General features: G+C 51.4%; 14 protein-coding genes and 1 tRNA gene. 6 read left to right on the top strand and 9 right to left on the bottom strand.

Annotated features, from left to right (window positions below; all coding sequences use genetic code 11):
• Position 1: 1 nt before the first annotated feature.
• Positions 2–775, top strand: a complete 774-nt coding sequence (gene recO / locus M0P74_00265) for a DNA repair protein RecO (protein ID MCK9362027.1) — start codon at positions 2–4, stop codon at positions 773–775.
• A gap of 172 nt (positions 776–947) precedes the next feature.
• On the opposite strand, the gene M0P74_00260 is transcribed toward recO, so the two are convergent.
• The 5 genes from M0P74_00260 to M0P74_00240 all read right to left on the bottom strand — a co-directional run bounded on the left by M0P74_00260 (position 948) and on the right by M0P74_00240 (position 5,850).
• On the bottom strand, positions 948–2,465 hold the full coding sequence (locus M0P74_00260; GenBank protein MCK9362026.1) for a methyl-accepting chemotaxis protein: 1,518 nt from the start codon (positions 2,463–2,465) through the stop codon (positions 948–950).
• 84 nt (positions 2,466–2,549) lie between these two features.
• Complete coding sequence (locus M0P74_00255; GenBank protein MCK9362025.1) at positions 2,550–3,011, bottom strand: cache domain-containing protein; 462 nt, start codon at positions 3,009–3,011, stop codon at positions 2,550–2,552.
• Between the two features lie 196 nt (positions 3,012–3,207).
• Entirely contained in the window at positions 3,208–4,830 is a 1,623-nt protein-coding gene (locus M0P74_00250; protein ID MCK9362024.1) for a methyl-accepting chemotaxis protein, read from the bottom strand.
• Positions 4,827–5,009: a hypothetical protein gene (locus M0P74_00245; GenBank protein MCK9362023.1), complete on the bottom strand. Its 183-nt coding sequence runs from the start codon at positions 5,007–5,009 to the stop codon at positions 4,827–4,829. The genes M0P74_00250 and M0P74_00245 overlap by 4 nt, the downstream gene beginning before the upstream one ends.
• 337 nt (positions 5,010–5,346) lie before the next feature.
• On the bottom strand, positions 5,347–5,850 hold the full coding sequence (locus tag M0P74_00240) for a chemotaxis protein CheW (GenBank protein ID MCK9362022.1): 504 nt from the start codon (positions 5,848–5,850) through the stop codon (positions 5,347–5,349).
• Between the two features lie 407 nt (positions 5,851–6,257).
• Here M0P74_00240 and glyQ point away from each other — a divergent pair, with 407 nt between their 5' ends.
• From glyQ to M0P74_00225, 3 genes are all read left to right on the top strand, one after another.
• Positions 6,258–7,127, top strand: coding sequence for a glycine--tRNA ligase subunit alpha (gene glyQ, locus M0P74_00235; GenBank protein MCK9362021.1), 870 nt, complete (start codon positions 6,258–6,260; stop codon positions 7,125–7,127).
• A 38-nt stretch (positions 7,128–7,165) separates the two neighbouring features.
• Positions 7,166–9,235 carry a glycine--tRNA ligase subunit beta gene (gene glyS, locus M0P74_00230; protein ID MCK9362020.1) on the top strand — a complete coding sequence of 690 codons (2,070 nt, stop codon included), beginning with the start codon at positions 7,166–7,168 and terminating at the stop codon, positions 9,233–9,235.
• 287 nt (positions 9,236–9,522) lie between these two features.
• The gene (locus M0P74_00225; protein ID MCK9362019.1) at positions 9,523–11,817 is read left to right on the top strand and encodes a GspE/PulE family protein; all 2,295 of its coding nucleotides are present in this window, start codon (positions 9,523–9,525) and stop codon (positions 11,815–11,817) included.
• On the opposite strand, the gene mutS is transcribed toward M0P74_00225, so the two are convergent.
• The 4 genes from mutS to M0P74_00205 all read right to left on the bottom strand — a co-directional run bounded on the left by mutS (position 11,810) and on the right by M0P74_00205 (position 15,753).
• Positions 11,810–14,434, bottom strand: a complete 2,625-nt coding sequence (gene mutS / locus M0P74_00220) for a DNA mismatch repair protein MutS (protein ID MCK9362018.1) — start codon at positions 14,432–14,434, stop codon at positions 11,810–11,812. The genes M0P74_00225 and mutS overlap by 8 nt on opposite strands.
• Positions 14,425–14,826, bottom strand: a complete 402-nt coding sequence (locus tag M0P74_00215; protein ID MCK9362017.1) for a phage holin family protein — start codon at positions 14,824–14,826, stop codon at positions 14,425–14,427. Before M0P74_00215 ends, mutS begins: the two co-directional genes overlap by 10 nt.
• 206 nt (positions 14,827–15,032) lie before the next feature.
• Complete coding sequence (locus M0P74_00210) at positions 15,033–15,521, bottom strand: rubrerythrin family protein (protein MCK9362016.1); 489 nt, start codon at positions 15,519–15,521, stop codon at positions 15,033–15,035.
• A 70-nt stretch (positions 15,522–15,591) separates the two neighbouring features.
• A complete protein-coding gene (locus M0P74_00205) occupies positions 15,592–15,753 on the bottom strand; it encodes a rubredoxin (GenBank protein ID MCK9362015.1) in 162 nt (53 codons plus the stop codon).
• 237 nt (positions 15,754–15,990) lie between these two features.
• Here M0P74_00205 and M0P74_00200 point away from each other — a divergent pair.
• Positions 15,991–16,066 (top strand) — tRNA-Asn (locus tag M0P74_00200).
• Between the two features lie 160 nt (positions 16,067–16,226).
• On the top strand, positions 16,227–16,940 hold the full coding sequence (locus M0P74_00195; GenBank protein MCK9362014.1) for an inorganic pyrophosphatase: 714 nt from the start codon (positions 16,227–16,229) through the stop codon (positions 16,938–16,940).
• Positions 16,941–16,953: the final 13 nt, after the last annotated feature.

Here is a 16,953-nt window from a genome sequence, read left to right as displayed (position 1 = left end):
AATGAATGTCCGCATCCAGTGCCGCACCGAGGCCATTGTCCTCAAGACCATCGACTATGGCGAATCGGATCAAATCGTTACCTTCTATACCCGCGAATACGGAAAGATCAAAGGGATCGCCAAAGGGGCGCGCCGCAGCAAAAAACGCTTCGTAAACGCCCTGGAACCGTTTTCCTGCTCGGAAATAAACTTTTCACGACAAAACCCCGAGCATCTTGATTTTATCGATGGATGCGACGTGTCTTGCCACTTTCCGGAAATACGCTCCAACCTCGAAAAAACCCTTGCCGCCTCTTACCTGATTGAATTGATGGATCAGTTCACACCGGAAAATAAAAAAAGCGAGAGTTCATTTCAACTGCTGCACGATTTTCTCGTTCTTTTGGAAAAGAGGTCCCCCTCAGACACTCTGTTGCGCTTTTTCGAGATCCGCCTGCTGAGAGTAGCCGGATATGACCCGGTTCTTGATTACTGCCTCTGCTGCAGGATGCCGCTTGCAAATGGGACAACCTACCGTTTTGACTCCGTAAAAGGCGGTATTGTCTGCAACTCCTGTAAGACGGGCAATGCCGACGCAATCCCCGTGTCGCTGGGAACGATTAAAACCCTGCTTATGGGACGGGAGCTGGAAACCGACAACCTGGGGCGTTTGCTTTTAACAGCTCAATCCGCGGAGGAGAGCCGCCGCATCCTCAGCCATTTCATCCGCCATATCCTGGGCCGCGAACTGAAATCCCTGCGCGTCCTGAATGAAATAAACCGCCTGCAGGGATAACAAGTTATATGCAATCCCATGGTAAAAATCTCATAATCAGAGGCAATTGCAAAACCATTTGTCATTCCCGAATGTCTCTATCGGGAATATGGTTTTTCAAGCAGTTAGAACCAGATTCCCGCTCAGAATCGTTGCGGGAATGACAAGAATGGGGAGTTTTGCAATTACCTCATCAGATTGGTAAATATTCACGCTTTTCATGGATGCGGGCGCTATCAGTTATAAAGATTGACATGATGGCGGCCAGTTCCTCAGAGCTTGACGCATTCTGCTGAGTGGCCTGGTTTAAATGCAAGATGGCCTGGTTGATCTGTTCAATCCCGACAGATTGCTCCCTGGAGGCAGAGGCGATTCCGCTCACCAAATCTACGACTTTATTGGAGTTCTCCTTCATTGCAAAAAAATCGTTACTTGTTGCGGCAACAAGCTTCTCGCCACCGTGTACTTTCCCCACAATGTCTCCCATCAGACTGGCGGTATTCTTCGCGGCCTCTGCGGCCCGCAGGGCCAGATTTCTCACCTCCCCCGCAACCACTGCAAAGCCCGCTCCCGCTTCCCCGGCCCGGGCCGCCTCGACCGCAGCATTCAGCGCCAGCAGATTAGTCTGAAAGGCTATTTCATCGATGGTCTTGACTATCTTTTGAGTCTGTTCGCTGGCGCTGGCAATCTCTTTCATCGAAACCGTCAGTTGGTTCATCGAGCCATCCGCCTTTTCGATAGTTTCCTTTGCGCCAGTCATCAACGCGTTGGCCGTTTCAGTGCTGTCCGCATTGCTTTTGATCATCGATGCCATCTCCTCCAGAGAAGAAGAGGTTTCTTCAATGGAGGCAGCCTGTTCTGAGGCCGCGTCCGAGAGCGCTTGGGAAGTCTCAACCGCAACGCCCACGGCTTCCCCCATCTTTTGGCGCATCGTATCGACCGCTTGGGCCAGCATTCCGATCTCGTCGTGTGAGTTTAATTCAATCGTCTGAGTCAAATCGCCGTCCGCGATCTTCTGAATGACCTCGATCGCTTTATCAACAGGGGCTGTGATAATCCTGGCGATGAGCAGGCTCAACAGGATCGAGACGACGATCGCGATCACCAGAACAAAGACGGAAATCTGGAGCGAGGCGTTAAAATTCTTGAGAGACCCATCGTAAGTGACCTTCCCCAAAGCCGTTTCCAGTTCCAGAAGGTTGTTTAGCTGCTTATAGAGAATTTGGAATTTGTCTTCGGCCTTTTCCATGAACGTGGTTGCATAATTCACATCCGAACTTGCCAGATCGATCGCTTCAGAGGCATCCTTCTGGTAGGCCGTCAGAGCAGCCAGGGTGGTTCTGTACGCAGCACCTTCATCCTTGGTAAGGCGGGCGGTTTTCAGAACCTGTTCCACTTCCTTCACGGCATCGCCCAATGTTTTTAACTGCTCGCTGCCAAGCGTATCGATCTTCTTGACGTCGTAATTGGCCGTCGCCCAGCTGAGCACCTTGTAAAGATTGGCATGGACGCTTGTGACATCCTTGCTGAGCCGTGCGCTCACCTGGTAGCTTTTGAACCTCGTGCCAAAAATTTCTTCAATAGCGGACTTTTGCTGTGACAGGCTCAGGTAGGATACGATCCCGGAGATAAGGAGAAAAACGATAACTGCCGCCGGCGCAATCATGATCTTTTTCGACAATTTCAAATTCATCAATAGGCTTTTCATCATTGGTTTCCTTTATTAATTGCATTAACAGGAGCCAAGCAGAAACAAATCCGCTTGACTCCCCAGCCAATTTACTCCCCAGCCAATTTATTTTTTGTATGCGCCTGAACCGACTATGAAATCGTCAACCTTTTCAACATAGGCCCGCTTAGCCTCGATTTTCTTCGTTAAAGGATTTGTAAATTTATAATCCTGCCAGCCCTTTCCCTTGGTCTTGCTGATGGCAATTCTCTCTTTGACGTAAAATACCCCATCCGGGTCCTTCATGTCGATCAGATCCTTGCCGATCATCTTCGGATTAAAGCCGTGGGCCACGCACTTGCCGTTCATATCATAAACAAAAACATAGAGGTCCCTGTCCGTGAATTTCCCTTTTTTGTCGTTTATTTGCGTAAAAGCCTTGTCCTTCCCTACAGCCTTGATCTCGGCTACGGCCTTTTTGACCAGAGCTTCCGCTTCCGCCGGCGTTCCGAACTCGGCGGCAACCGCGACATGGCTTACCGCCAACATGAAAACTGCCACAAATATTGCTGTAATGGTCTTCTTCATTTTCTCTCCTTTTTATGTGAATGTTGATGTCATTAATCAGTTGCTTGCCTGTCACTCATTTATCCCAAGACTGTGTCCGCCAGGGACAACTATTCGTCATTTGAAACAGATCACCCCCTTCACTCTTTTATTTTTATATCCAAAAACCGTTTTTATTGGATAAGTTCTGTTCCTGTTAATATATTTTGCGTTTCTTCTAAAAATCCTTAAATTCGTCGCGATCACCCATCGGGATCACTTGCTCGGGGTTGACGATCCTGGCCCCGGAGGCGGATATTTCCCCCGTCTTTCTGGAAACAATTGACTTCACGGCCTTTTTGTTAGTCAGGGCCGTTCTCTGCCGGTGCAGCGTCTCGATATGACCGGTGGAGGCGCTGACGCCTTTGGCGTCGTTTCCCTGAATGACGGTTATCATGTCGCCGACAAATTCCTTCATCTGCAGCGCCTGGGCGCTCAGCTCCTCGGAGGCCGAGGCTGACTCCTCGGCGTTGGCGGCGTTCTGCTGAACGACCTTGTCCATCTCGGCGATCGCCTTGCTGATTTGCGATATTCCCTGCGCCTGCTCGTTGGATGCAGCGGCGATCTCGCCCACCAGTTCGCCCACCTTTTTTGCCCCGCTCAAAACCCGTTCGAACGCCCCGTTCGTTTTTTCAACAATCGTCGAGCCGTTCTTGATCCGCTTGATCGACTCGTCGATCAGATTCGCCGTACTTTTTGCCGATTCCGCCGAGCGCAGCGCGAGGTTTCTCACCTCGTCGGCAACGACGGCAAAACCCGCTCCCGCTTCCCCAGCACGGGCCGCCTCAACCGCCGCGTTCAAGGCCAAGAGGTTCGTCTGAAACGCGATCTCGTCAATCGTCTTGATGATCTTTGCCATGTCCTCGCTTCCCGTGGTGATCTCCTGCATCGCCCCGGTCAGTTCCTGCATCGAGCCATTCGCCTCATTGACCACCCGGCCGGTCTCAGCCATCAAGTTATTGGCCTGATTGGCATTTTCGGCGTTCTGGGACGTCATCGCCGAAAGCTCTTCGATTGACGCCGACGTCTCCTCCAGCGCCGATGCCTGCTCCGACGCCCCCTCCGCGAGAGACTGGCTTGCCGCCGACACCTGACCGGAGGCCGCAGCGACCTGATCCGAGCCCTCCGAGAGTCCCACGGCAACCCGCTTCACCGACCCGGTTATGGAGCGTGATAGAAAGAATCCCAACAAAAAGGCGATGATGGTGCCTAAAACAGTTACGATAATCGTCACCGTAACGGCGGCATTGGCCGTGGCGGTGTTTCCTGCGGATATTTTTTGCGAAGAATCTATGGTTTTCTTATTGATTTTAATTATAGTATCACTTATTTGCTTAGCGACAGCACCCGCTTCGCCGGTCATTAGATCAACCGCCTCCTGGTTATGTCCCATTTTGGCGAGTTCTATCATTTTTGCCCTCAGCGGGGCATACTTTTTTATCGCCTCCATCAGATTGGCAAAGTCCTTCTTCCCCTCTTCAGACACCAGCGTCTTTGCATAATTTTTTACATAACCATCCATCGCCGAATCCAACTCGGCAAGTTGCTGGATATCGACTGACGGATCGCGAAGATCGTATGAAGTCAGGATAATATCCAGCACATTGAAGCGTGTTTGCTGATATGCCGTGGAAAGTTGGGCGATCTCCCCCATCGGTTTTACCCCGTTTTCAAACAGTACGGTACCGAGTTTATCGACCTGTTTGAGCTTGACGATGCCGAAAATGCCGACAAAAACGGCAATCAAGACGACAATGATAAATCCACCCATCAACTTAACGCCCATACTGTAATTCTTCATTTCGCTTCTCCCCATTTGCTTTGTTTATCCACTCGCTCGCCAGGACGGCAAACCCATGCCGCCCCTCTCATGATGTCCAGCTCTCCGCTGTTCAAAACTTTATTGATGTCAAGTAGTATCCTCAACGGGGCGAAGGTCTTCGCTATCCCCAATTTCACGCTGATGCTGTATTTCTTCATGACTTTCTCCCCTCTTCAGTATCTGCTTAAGCGCAGATATTTCACAATGATATCTCTACAGAGGCAATTGCAAAACCATTTGTCATTCCCGAAAGCGAAGCTTAATGTTCATAATGTCTCTATCGGGAAAGCGAAGCTTAATGTTCATAATATGGTTTTTCAAGCAGTTAGAACCAGATTATGAACATTAAACTTCGTTTTATGAACATTAAGCTCCGCTTTCCCGCTCAGAATCGTTGCGGGAATGACAAGAATGGGGAGTTTTGCAATTACCTCTACATCCAAAAGTTAACCTTAATACCTGTAATGTTCCCAGCGGGAAGACTCCGCTAACCATTTACGCGGCCTTTTCCATCATTACCAACTCCTCGCTGCTTAAGACACGGTCAATATCGAGGAGTATCTTCACCCTGCCTCCGATTTTCGCCATACCCAGGATATACTCCGTATCGAGCTTTGCCCCGAAGGACGGGGTGTCTTCAATGTCGGCGCCCTTTACGTTTAAGACCTCCGATACGGAATCAACGATGATTCCGACCAAAAGGCGTCCCGCAGCCCCGGATACCTCGACCACGATTATGCAGGTGCGCTCCGTGTATTCAGCCTCCGCCATTGCGAATTTCAGCCGCAAATCGATCACCGGACTTACCTTTCCCCGCAGATTAATCACTCCTTTTACATAGTTTGGCATCCGAGGAATCGTAGTGATCGCCATAAGCCCGATAATCTCCTTCACCTTCAGTATCCCGATTCCGTACTCCTCTCCGGCGAGTGAAAAGGTCAGATACTTGCCTTCCCGCTGGAGAGCGTCTTTCTTGTCAGTGTTCATTTCGTTTCCCATACTGTTACTCCTCTGTTCTATTTAATATCCGACATCGCCATCGCCCAGCGCCTATAGGAGCTGAAAACGAGTGTTTCCAGGTTCACTTTCTGCACCATCCAAGAGAGAGCGCCGAGCCATGTGTAATCGCCGTTGACGACGACGGCAAGAAAGAATAGCCATAAGCCGAGGCTCTAAATTCATCAAATCTCTTTACGAAATAAGGAACTCATAACCCTGCGCGCTCTTATACTTATTTTCCCCTGATTTCAATAGGCGATTTTGAAACGAGCCCCCACGCCAATGGGATAAACCTCAGGCCTGAATCAAAAACTATTTCGTATTGACATCAGGGTAGCAGCGTGTTAAAAACCGCCCGCGAAATGACTGTAATATCAAGAGATAATGTAATTTCAGAGGGAGGAAGCGTGACATTTCAGGAATTGATATTCGCCCTTCAGGGTTATTGGGCAAAACAGGGTTGCGTCATCCAGCAGCCCTATGATGTGGAGGTGGGGGCAGGAACCTTCAACCCGGCCACCTTCCTTAGGGCGCTGGGACCGGAACCATGGCGGGTCGCCTACGTTGAACCATCGCGCCGGCCCACGGACGGACGCTACGGGGAAAATCCCAATCGCCTTCAGCACTACTATCAGTACCAGGTAATCATGAAACCCTCCCCCGAGAACATCCAGGAGTTGTACCTCGATTCCCTGAAAAGCTTCGGGATCGACCCCCTGCACCACGACATACGGTTTGTTGAAGACAACTGGGAATCGCCGACTTTGGGCGCCTGGGGTCTGGGATGGGAGGTATGGCTCGACGGGATGGAGATATCGCAGTTCACCTATTTTCAGCAGGTCGGCGGATTTGATTGCCGACCGGTCAGCGCCGAGCTTACCTACGGAACGGAGCGAATCGCGATGTACCTTCAGGGCGTGGACAACGTCTATGATCTCCAGTGGACGGAGAAAATCAAATACGGAGACGTCCACCATCAAAGCGAGGTGGAGTGGTCGGTTTACAATTTTGAGGTCGCCGACACCGACCAATTGCGGCAGTTGTTCGACATGTTCGAGAAGGAGGGCGTCCGCGCCGCCGAAAAAGAACTGGCGCTCCCCGCTTACGATCACTGTCTGAAGTGTTCCCATGCCTTCAATATGCTGAACGCCCGAGGGGCGATCAGCGTTGCGGAAAGAACCAGCTATATCGGCAGGATCAGAAATCTCGCCCATCTCAGCGCGGAATGCTATCTAAAGCAGCGCGAAAAAATGGGATATCCCCTTTTGAACCGATAATGAATGCAAACGGTAATTTAAAAACTGGAGAAAAATCAATGGGCAAGGAACTGCTCCTCGAAATAGGAACCGAAGAAATACCGGCCGCCTTTTTTCCCAAGGCGCTGACAGACATGGCGGAGATAGCCAAACGCGAGCTTGCCGATAGCCGCATCCCGCACGGGGCTATTAAAACGCTGGGAACGCCCCGCCGCCTTTTTTTATCGGTTGCGGAAGTCGCCGAACGGCAGGAGGATCAGGAAACCGAAAAGCTGGGGCCGGCCAAACGGGCCTGCTTTGACGAAACAGGCAATCCCACCCAGGCCGCCTCCGGTTTTGCCAGAGGACAGGGGATCGACGTTTCCGAATTAGAAACAATCGTTACCCCGAAAGGGGAATATGTCTGCGCACGAAAAAAGATTGTCGGCGCGCCGACCGCAGAACTGCTGCCGGCAATATTGACAAAGCTGATTTCCTCCCTCCCCTTTCGCAAATCCATGCGCTGGGCTGATCTTGATTTTCGCTTCGCGCGACCCATTCACTGGCTGCTTGCCCTCTATGATGGAAAAATCATCAACTTTGGCATCGGGGGGGTGCAAAGCGGCAACATCAGTTATGGCCACCGCTTTATGAGTCCCGCCGGATTTTCTCCGGCAAACAGCGAAGGGTACGTTTCCGGATTGCGGGAACGTTTTGTCATAGTCGATCCCGCCGAACGGGAAGAAAAGATCGCTGACGAGACAAAAAAGGCCGCCGAAAACGCTGGCGGCAGCCTTTTCCCCGCGCCGGGGCTGCTTTCGATGGTTACCTTTCTGACCGAATATCCTAACGTTGTTTGCGGGAGTTTTGATCCGGAGTATTTGAAACTACCACAGGAGGTTCTCACCATCACCATGATCTCCCATCAGAAATACTTCCCGCTTGTAGATGGAAAGGGCTCGCTCCTTCCCCGCTTCATAACGGTCAACAATACGCTTCCCGATGATCCCGACGTTGTAAAACGTGGCAACGAAAGGGTTATCCGGGCCAGATTGGCCGATGCCCGGTTTTTCTTCGAGGCGGACAAAAAAATCACGCTGGAAACGCGCGTGGATGATCTTAAAAAGATAGTTTTTCACACGCTATTGGGAACATCATATCAAAAAACACTGCGGTTCCAAGAACTTGCCGCATGGATCGCGGATATTGTCGCCCCTGCTGCCATGCCCCGCGTAAAGAGGGCCGCCCTCCTCGCCAAGGCCGATCTGGGCACGCAGATGGTCGGGGAATTTGCCGAACTTCAGGGGATCATGGGGCGTGAATACGCGCTCCTTTCCGGCGAAGATCCGCTTGTGGCAAAAGCCCTTTACGAACATTATCTGCCCATCGTGGCCGGAGGCGAGCTCCCGGAAACAGAGGAAGGCGCCATTGTCGGCATTGCCGACAAACTGGATTCCATTTGCGGGTTCTTTGCCGTCGGCCTGCTGCCGACAGGAACAGCCGATCCCTACGCGCTCAGGCGACAGGCGCTCGGCATTATCAACATTATTCTGGCCAAGCGCTACCCCCTTTCCTTAGGCGCAATGATCGACAAGAGTCTTGGAATTCTCTCCCCGCTCTTAAAAAAGCCGGCGAGTGAGACAAAAGAAGCCGTCTTGGAATTCTTCAAAGGCCGCCTGCAGAATCAGCTTGCCACCCAGTCTTTTTCCTACGACGTAATTGACGCCGTTTTGTCCACCGGCGTTGACGATCTTGTCTTAACGTACGAAAAGATCAAGGCGATGGAGACCTTCAAGGACGACAAGACTTATCTAACCCTGGCGCTTGCCTTCAAGCGGGTCGAAAATATCACCCGCGGCTTTAGTGCCGGCTCGGTCCATCCTGAAGCATTCTGCACGCCGGAAGAAAAACGCCTCCACGAATCATTTCTGGCAATCAGGGAAACCGTTTTTAAAGACATTGCCGACGGCGATTACAGTAGAGCGCTCAATAACATCGCCCGCCTGCAGAAACCGGTGGACGAATTCTTTGACACCGTTCTGGTCATGGCCGAAGAGGAGGAGATACGCGTTAACCGCCTGTCGCTTCTTAAGAATATCTCCGTTCTTTTCCACAAATTGGCCGACTTTTCAAAAATTGTAACCGAATAACCTGCTATTAACATGACGCCGCTATGCGGCTGGGACGAGGAAACGAGAAGTGAACCGTGAACCGTAAACCGTAAACCGTGTGCCCGCTATGCGGCTGGGACATTGGTTATTGACATGACGCAGGCTGAATAAACGCAGTTACCGAAAAATTATCATTGCAATTCGGCAAGATAATGCATTATCATTCGTGACGATTTGATATTTCAACTAACATCCATGACCGGGGCGAGCACAACGAACGATAAAAACAAAAGGGGAAAAACGGCAGCTTCTAAAGGGAGGCATTGATGGCATACCAGCCCCAAAGTACCGATATAAGAGATCTTGAAGAAAAACTGCAACTCCGGCAGGCGCTTTTGGATATCACCAACCGCATCCACGCCGCCCAGAATATCAAGCAGATACTCGTTGACCTCAGAGATGGGATTTTAAACCTGTTTAATGCCCACTCGCTCACCATCTACGTCGTGGATCGTGCCCGCAATGAGATATATTCCATGTTTCTCGTCGGCGCGCAGGTCAAGGAAATCCGCGTTCCCATCAGCAATAAAAGCATCTCCGGATTTGTCGCCAATACCGGAAAGATAGTAAATATAGTTGATGTTTACGATCTTGAAGAGCTAAAAAAAATCGACAGGGAACTCTGTTTTGATTCAAGCTGGGACAAAAAAACAGGGTTTCGCACCAGACAAGTGCTGGCCGCTCCGATATTGCACAATAAAACCCTGATGGGGGTTATTCAAATCCTGAACAAAAAAGTAGGCGTCGGCAGATTTTCCGATGATGAAACAGGTTTCGTCAAAGAGATATCCGAAGTTCTCGGCATCGCTTTCTTTAATCAGGAGCGCTTCTCAAGACGCCGCAAAACCCGCTTTGACTATTTGATAAGTCACGACCTGCTAAAGGATGAAGAACTCGAGATCGCCTGGGAGGAATCACGGGAGGCCAAGGAGACCGTCGAAAACTTCATAATGAGGAAATATAAAATCTCCAAAGAGGACCTTGGCCGTTCCCTATCGGAGTTTTTCAACTGCCGGTTCGTTCCTTTTTCCGACAAGACACCCATTCCCGGAGATTTGCTGGTCAATCTGAAGATGGAATTTCTCCGTCGGGAGCTTTGGGTGCCGCTGGAAAAAAAGGATGGGGTAATCAACATCATCATTGACGACCCCAACAACATCCTCAAGCGGGACATGATTGAAAACCTTCTAAAAACAAAGTCTGTCAAATACGACGTTTCCCTGCCGGAAGATATCCTCAAATTTGTAAGACATTTCTACCAGTCATCCGGCGATGAAAGCACCCTGAGCGATATCCTCGAAAAACTGGATGCGGAAGAGCAGGTTGTAGAAGAGGATAGCAATGCAGTTACCGAATCGGACAGCGTCATCATGCAGCTCGTCAACAAGATTATCCTCGACGCCCAGAACAAACGGGCCTCGGATATTCATATTGAACCAAATATAGGCAAGAGAAACGTGGAGGTGCGCTACCGGGTTGATGGAAATTGCGCAATCTACCAGACCCTTCCTTTCAATTACCGGGCCGCGGTAATATCCCGGATCAAGATCATGTCCAATCTTGACATTACCGTAAAGCGCCTCCCCCAGGACGGAAAAATCAAGTTCAAAAAACCGGGGGGAGAAGAACTTGAGCTGCGCGTCGCCACCATCCCGACGCAAGGAGGGGTGGAGGATGTCGTCATGAGAATTCTGGCCAAGGCCGGCGATACGCTCCCGCTTACCTCCATGGGAATGTCCGAACGCAACTTCCGGGAAATGACCTCTATTATCAACAAGCCTTACGGCATGGTGCTGGTGGTGGGGCCAACCGGTTCCGGAAAAACGACAACGCTGCATGCGGCGCTCCACGAGATCAATACCCCGGACAAGAAGATCTGGACGGCCGAGGATCCTGTCGAAATAACCCAGTACGGGCTCAGGCAGGTGCAGGTGCAGTCGAAGATCGGTTTTGATTTCGCCGCGGCCATGCGCGCCTTTCTCCGCGCCGATCCGGATGTAATCATGGTCGGCGAAATGCGCGATTTTGAAACGGCCAAAACCGGCGTCGAGGCGTCCTTAACCGGCCATCTCGTCTTCAGCACGCTGCACACAAACAGCGCCCCGGAAACAATTGTCCGTCTTTTGGACATGGGGATCGACCCGCTCAATTTCGCCGACGCCCTTTTGGGGATTCTGGCACAGCGTCTCGTCAGAACCCTCTGCAAAAAATGCAAGGAGGCCTACCATCCTGATCGTGCCGAATTTGACGAGATTGTCCAGGCTTACGGCGAAAAATCTTTTCAGAGGCTTAACATCGTCTATAAGGAAGATTTAATGCTTTACCGGCCCAAAGGCTGTGAAGCCTGTGATAATACCGGGTACAAAGGCAGGATGGGAATACATGAACTGCTGATCGCCACCGATGAAATAAAACGGCTCATTCAGAAACATGCGACGGTCGAGGAGATGCGCGATATTGGGATGGGGCAGGGAATGACCACTCTTCTTCAGGATGGTATTTATAAGGGATTTCAAGGGCATACCGATATAAAACAGGTAGAGCGGGTTTGCATCAAGTAAGACGCTTCTTCCAGTCGCTGATCTGTTGCAGCGCCCGCAGCGGCGTCATATTCAAGACATCGCTTTCCTTGATCTCATCAATTACAAAATCCTTTTCCGGCTGGAAAAGATTGAGTTGATTGTCGTTTTGCCGTCTCATTTTTTTACCGCGGGCGATCTTCGGCATTCCGGTCTCATCCAGCTCCCCCTTTTCCAGATTGAGAAGTATTTCCTTTGCCCGTGCAATAACTTCCTCGGGCACACCGGCCAGACGGGCAACCTGGATGCCATAGCTGCGGTTGGCGCCCCCTGCGATGATTTTCCGGAGGAATATTATCTTCTCCCCCCATTCCCGGACGGCAACATTGAAATTACTGACACCCTCCTTGGTAGCGGCAAGATCGGTAAGTTCATGGTAATGGGTGGCAAAAAGCGTTCGGGCGCCCAGCGCCGGTGAGTCGTGGATGTATTCAGCCGTCGCCCAGGCGATGCTCAGACCGTCAAAAGTGCTGGTGCCGCGGCCGACTTCATCGAGAATAATTAGACTTCTTTTCGTAGCGCTCTTAAGTATATCCGCCACCTCTGTCATCTCCACCATGAAGGTGCTCTGTCCGCGGGCCAGGTTGTCTGCCGCCCCAATGCGGGTAAAAATCCGATCGACAACACCGATTCGGGCCTTCGTCGCAGGAACAAAACTGCCAGCCTGAGCCATGAGAACGATCAGTGCAACCTGTCGAATATATGTTGATTTGCCAGCCATATTCGGGCCGGTAATAATCAGAAAACGATTTTTATCCATATCCAGGAGGATGTCATTGGGAACAAAGCCGCTTCCCGCCAGGCTCTCCACAACTGGATGACGACCGTCGGCAATCTCGATTGTCTCCTCATCATCAACAACCGGGCAGCAGTAGCCGCGCCGCTCGGCAACCTCGGCCAGCGAGGCGATGGCGTCAAGATCGGCAATGCAGGCTGCTGTTCTCTGGACTCTTGCTATCTCCAGCGCTGCCCTGTCCCGGATTCCGACAAATATCTCATATTCCCTTTCCTGCAGGCGCTCCTCGGCATGCAGAACGGTCCCTTCATACCCCTTTAGTTCCTCGTTTATATACCGCTCGGCATTGACCAGCGTCTGCTTGCGGATATAATCCGGGGGCGCCAGCGCAGAATTGGCCTTTGTTATTTCAATATAATAACCAAAAACACTGTTGAAGCCGACCTTCAGCGAGTTTATCCCCGTCCGCTGCCGTTCCTTCTCCTCAAGGGCGGCGATCCACTTTTTCCCGTCACGGGCAACTGAAATCAGACCATCGAGCTCCTGATCATAGCCTTCCCGGACGATTCCCCCCTCGCGGATCGTAAAAGGCGGGGCATCCACAATGGCGTTTTCAATTAATTCACGGAGATCCTGCATCTCATCGATCCCGTCATGAATGGTCTTTAAGAGCGGCGCCTCACAACCGGCAATCAGGGTGCGGATTTTTGGAAGAACCGCAAACGAAGTCTTCAGCGCGACCAGGTCGCGACCGTTGGCAAGACCGACGGAAATCCGGCTGCCGAGCCGCTCCATATCGTAAACAGAATGGAGGGCTGAGCGGAGCGATTCGCGAAGCAGATGTTCTTCCTTTATTTCCGAAACGGCCGCCAGCCTCTCCCGAATGCGCAGGGGATCGCGCAACGGGTGCCCCAGCCACCAGCGGAGCCTCCTTGCGCCGGGCGATGTTACCGTTTCGTCAATTACATTAAAAAGCGAATTCCCTTTTTTGCCGTCGGAGATGGTGGAAAAGAGTTCGAGATTCCTCTCCGCCGTCCCGTCCAGAACCAGGTAATCGGCGCTCTGATGCCAGGAAAGGGAGTTTATATGACGGAGGCGATCCTTCTGGGTCTCGATCATATAAGCAAGCACCGCGCCTGCCGCCCCCAGCGCCGCCGGATGGTCTTTCAGGGCCATCCCCGCAATTTTTTCCTCGGAGAAATGGCGGTATATAACGTCTTCGGCCGTTTGCGCCGCAAAATACCCGGAAGGAAAGCGGTTTACCAGACAACGACCGGCCCCCCTTCCCTCTCCGGAGATATTCACAATCAGGCTTTCATCGCCCAGCTCTTGATTTACCAGCAGCTCGCTAATCTCGAGCCCCGCGGTCTGCACAAGAAATAATTCACGATCGCCCGTTTCGGCTATGCGGAATTCCCCCGTGGAGATATCGACAAAGGCCAGCGCGTATCTTCCAGCGGCTTTCGTAAGCGCGGCAAGGTAGTTGTTCTCCTTCGCTTTCAGGTTCGCGTCATCGAGTAGCAGTCCGGGGGTGACGACGCGCACCACCTCGCGCCTGACCACCCCTTTGGCAAGCTTTGGGTCCTCGACCTGTTCGCAGACAGCCACCTTGAACCCTTTTTCGATCAGCTTTGTGATGTATGATGGCGCCGCGTGATAGGGAAAACCGCAGAGAGGGACTGCATCCTTGCTGTTTTTGTTTCTTGACGTCAGCGTTATTTCGAGCACCTTCGAAGCCGTCAGGGCGTCCTCAAAGAACATCTCGTAAAAATCGCCCATGCGGAACAGGAGGATGCTGTCCGGATAACTGCTCTTGACCTCGGCATACTGCTTCATTGCCGGGGTCAGATCACTCACTCCCATTTTCCGCCCCGTTTTTGCAAATCTATATAATCGTAGCGCTCCACCCGGCCCCGCCCGCCGATGAAGATGTTTAAGAGCCAGCTTACGCCGCCGATAATGATCGCCCCGAAGACGGCAGTCCAGAAACCCCGAACATCAAAGCCGGCAACAAGGGCGGAAACTATCTTCAGCAAAAAGGCGTTTACCACAAAGGTGAAAAGACCGAGGGAGAGGATATTGATAGGAAGGGTTAGAATGATCAAGAGCGGGCGCAGCACCGCGTTCAGAATGCCGAGCAGTCCGGCGGCGAAGAGCGCCGGCAGAAACCCGCTGACGCGGATGCCGTCCAGAAACCAGGACGAAGCCAGAACAGCCGCCGTCAATACCAGCCAGCGCAGAAGCACACCTCTCACAGTGATAACCCCTCTTTTCCGATAAAAACGCCGCAGCCGCAGAGCGGCGGTTTACGGTTTACGGTTTACGGTTCACGGTTCACGGTTTACGGTTTACGGTTTACGGTTTACGGTTTACGGTTTACGGTTTACGGTTTACGGTTTACGGTTCGCTTCTCGTTTCCCCGCCCCAGCCGCAGAGCGGCACCATGTTAATAGCAGGCATGTTAATAGGCCTTGAATTTTTCCTTGCCGGCGCCGCAAACCGGACAGCTCTCCGGCAGGACTCCATCGGCAATGTAACCGCAAATCAGGCACACATAATAAGATGTTTCCCGCTCTTCGAGGAGATGGTTCATGGCCTCCTTGTAGAGTTTTGCGTGCGTCTCTTCCACGTCCCGGCTCTGGCTGAAATGAAGAACCGCGGCCTGGTTTCCCTCCGCTTCGGCCGCCTTGACAAACTGGTTGTAGGCGACTGCCGCAACTCCCTGTTCAGACTGAAAACTCTCGGCAAGATTATCTTCGGTCGTCTTTATCTCTTTGAGCGCCCTCAGCGCCCTCTTGCCGTGAATCTCTTCCGAAAAAGAAATCACCCGGAAGAGCTTCGCTATCTGCGGCAAACTTTCTTCGTCCGCCTTTTCCGCATAAACCTTCAGCCGCAGGGCCGCTTTGGCCTCGCCTGCATAGGCCTGCTGCAGGTTCTCTTTTGTTCCCATAACAAATCCTCGGTATCAGGCAAAATCAAAAAAATAAAATCCCCGGACAGGGGCAGCCGGCGATAATATTCTACTCTTCCGGGGAGAATTCTTCCTTGGAAGCGCCGCACACCGGACATGTCCAGTCATCGGGAAGCTTGGCAAAGGACGTCCCCGCAGGGATGCCTCCCTCCGTGTCTCCCTCCGCCGGATCATATATGTAACCGCATACATCGCATACGTATTTTCCCATGGCCTTCCTCCTTGTGAATTAGTTTACCATATTAGCGACTATAACTTTTGTTGACTATACCGCTTCTGCTTTTATGAGGATGACATCTACACGAGCAGCGGCTTTTCTGTCAATCACAAATCCATTGCCCGCTTCAGGGAGCTAAATCCATATTGCCGCACGAGGAAATAAAAAATTTACGACTTCCCTGTTGACAAAGGCCGCTTCTTATATTATGAAGCGGCCGCCATAGAGTATTCCCCAGTAGCTCAGTCGGTAGAGCAGATGGCTGTTAACCATCTTGTCCGTGGTTCGAGTCCGCGCTGGGGAGCCAAAAATAATCCGCCGCTCTGGCGGTTTCTGATTAGTGGCAGGGCCCCGGGAGACTACACCCGGGGTCTTGCGGTTTTGAACCGCATTGGTTCAGTTTTCATAGGCTCCGCTTGTCTATGGAGAAAAAGCGCCGGCTCTTTTCACTGCTTGTAAGAAAACTAATGGACAAAAATGTGCAACAGTATAATCATAGGAATAATAATACTATGAGAGAAAAAAGAAATACCATCGACCCGATCGGGAAATTGATGTCGCTGCGTTACAAGTCGCATCCCTGGCACGGTGTGGAAATCGGCAAAAACGCCCCGAACATCGTCACCTGCTTTATAGAAATGGTACCCACCGACACGGTCAAGTATGAAATAGATAAAGCGAGCGGCTTTTTGACAATTGACCGTCCGCAAAAATATTCAAGCATTTTGCCGGCTTTGTACGGCTTTATTCCACAAACGTACTGCGGTAAAAAAGTCGGGGACGTAAGTGCGACAATCTTAAAACGTCCCGAAATTGTGGGAGACGGCGACCCTTTGGACGTCTGCATTTTGACGGAGAAGGAGATTACGCACGGCGATATTTTAGTGCAAGCTATCCCGATAGGCGGTTTCCGTATGTTGGACGGCACCGAGGCCGACGATAAAATTATTGCCGTCTTGGCAGACGACGCCGTTTACGGCGAATACAAAGACATCGCCGATTGTCCGCAATCTGTGGTTGCACGTCTGCGACACTATTTTCTGACCTATAAAGATATGCCGGGCGGCGAAAAAAGCCGTTGTGAAATTACGCATATTTACGGAAGAAAAGAGGCTGTCGATTTAATTGCCAATGCCATGGACGATTATCACGATTATGTGGAAAGCGTATTGTTTCATTAATTCACATTTTTTC

The sequence above is a fragment of the Syntrophales bacterium genome (assembly GCA_023229765.1).
GTDB lineage: Bacteria > Desulfobacterota > Syntrophia > Syntrophales > UBA5619 > DYTH01.
The sequence above is the reverse complement of the archived record's forward strand: the minus strand, read 5'-3'. Positions and strand labels throughout refer to the sequence as shown.

Excerpts from the sequence above, each read along its gene's own strand:
- recO (MCK9362027.1), top strand. The coding sequence starts at position 2 with ATGAATGTCCGCATCCAGTGCCGCACCGAGGCCATTGTCCTCAAGACC.
- M0P74_00260 (MCK9362026.1), bottom strand. The coding sequence starts at position 2,465 with ATGATGAAAAGCCTATTGATGAATTTGAAATTGTCGAAAAAGATCATG.
- M0P74_00255 (MCK9362025.1), bottom strand. The coding sequence starts at position 3,011 with ATGAAGAAGACCATTACAGCAATATTTGTGGCAGTTTTCATGTTGGCG.
- M0P74_00250 (MCK9362024.1), bottom strand. The coding sequence starts at position 4,830 with ATGAAGAATTACAGTATGGGCGTTAAGTTGATGGGTGGATTTATCATT.
- M0P74_00245 (MCK9362023.1), bottom strand. The coding sequence starts at position 5,009 with ATGAAGAAATACAGCATCAGCGTGAAATTGGGGATAGCGAAGACCTTC.
- M0P74_00240 (MCK9362022.1), bottom strand. The coding sequence starts at position 5,850 with ATGGGAAACGAAATGAACACTGACAAGAAAGACGCTCTCCAGCGGGAA.
- glyS (MCK9362020.1), top strand. The coding sequence starts at position 7,166 with ATGGGCAAGGAACTGCTCCTCGAAATAGGAACCGAAGAAATACCGGCC.
- M0P74_00225 (MCK9362019.1), top strand. The coding sequence starts at position 9,523 with ATGGCATACCAGCCCCAAAGTACCGATATAAGAGATCTTGAAGAAAAA.
- mutS (MCK9362018.1), bottom strand. The coding sequence starts at position 14,434 with ATGGGAGTGAGTGATCTGACCCCGGCAATGAAGCAGTATGCCGAGGTC.
- M0P74_00210 (MCK9362016.1), bottom strand. The coding sequence starts at position 15,521 with ATGGGAACAAAAGAGAACCTGCAGCAGGCCTATGCAGGCGAGGCCAAA.
- M0P74_00205 (MCK9362015.1), bottom strand. The coding sequence starts at position 15,753 with ATGGGAAAATACGTATGCGATGTATGCGGTTACATATATGATCCGGCG.
- M0P74_00195 (MCK9362014.1), top strand. The coding sequence starts at position 16,227 with ATGGACAAAAATGTGCAACAGTATAATCATAGGAATAATAATACTATG.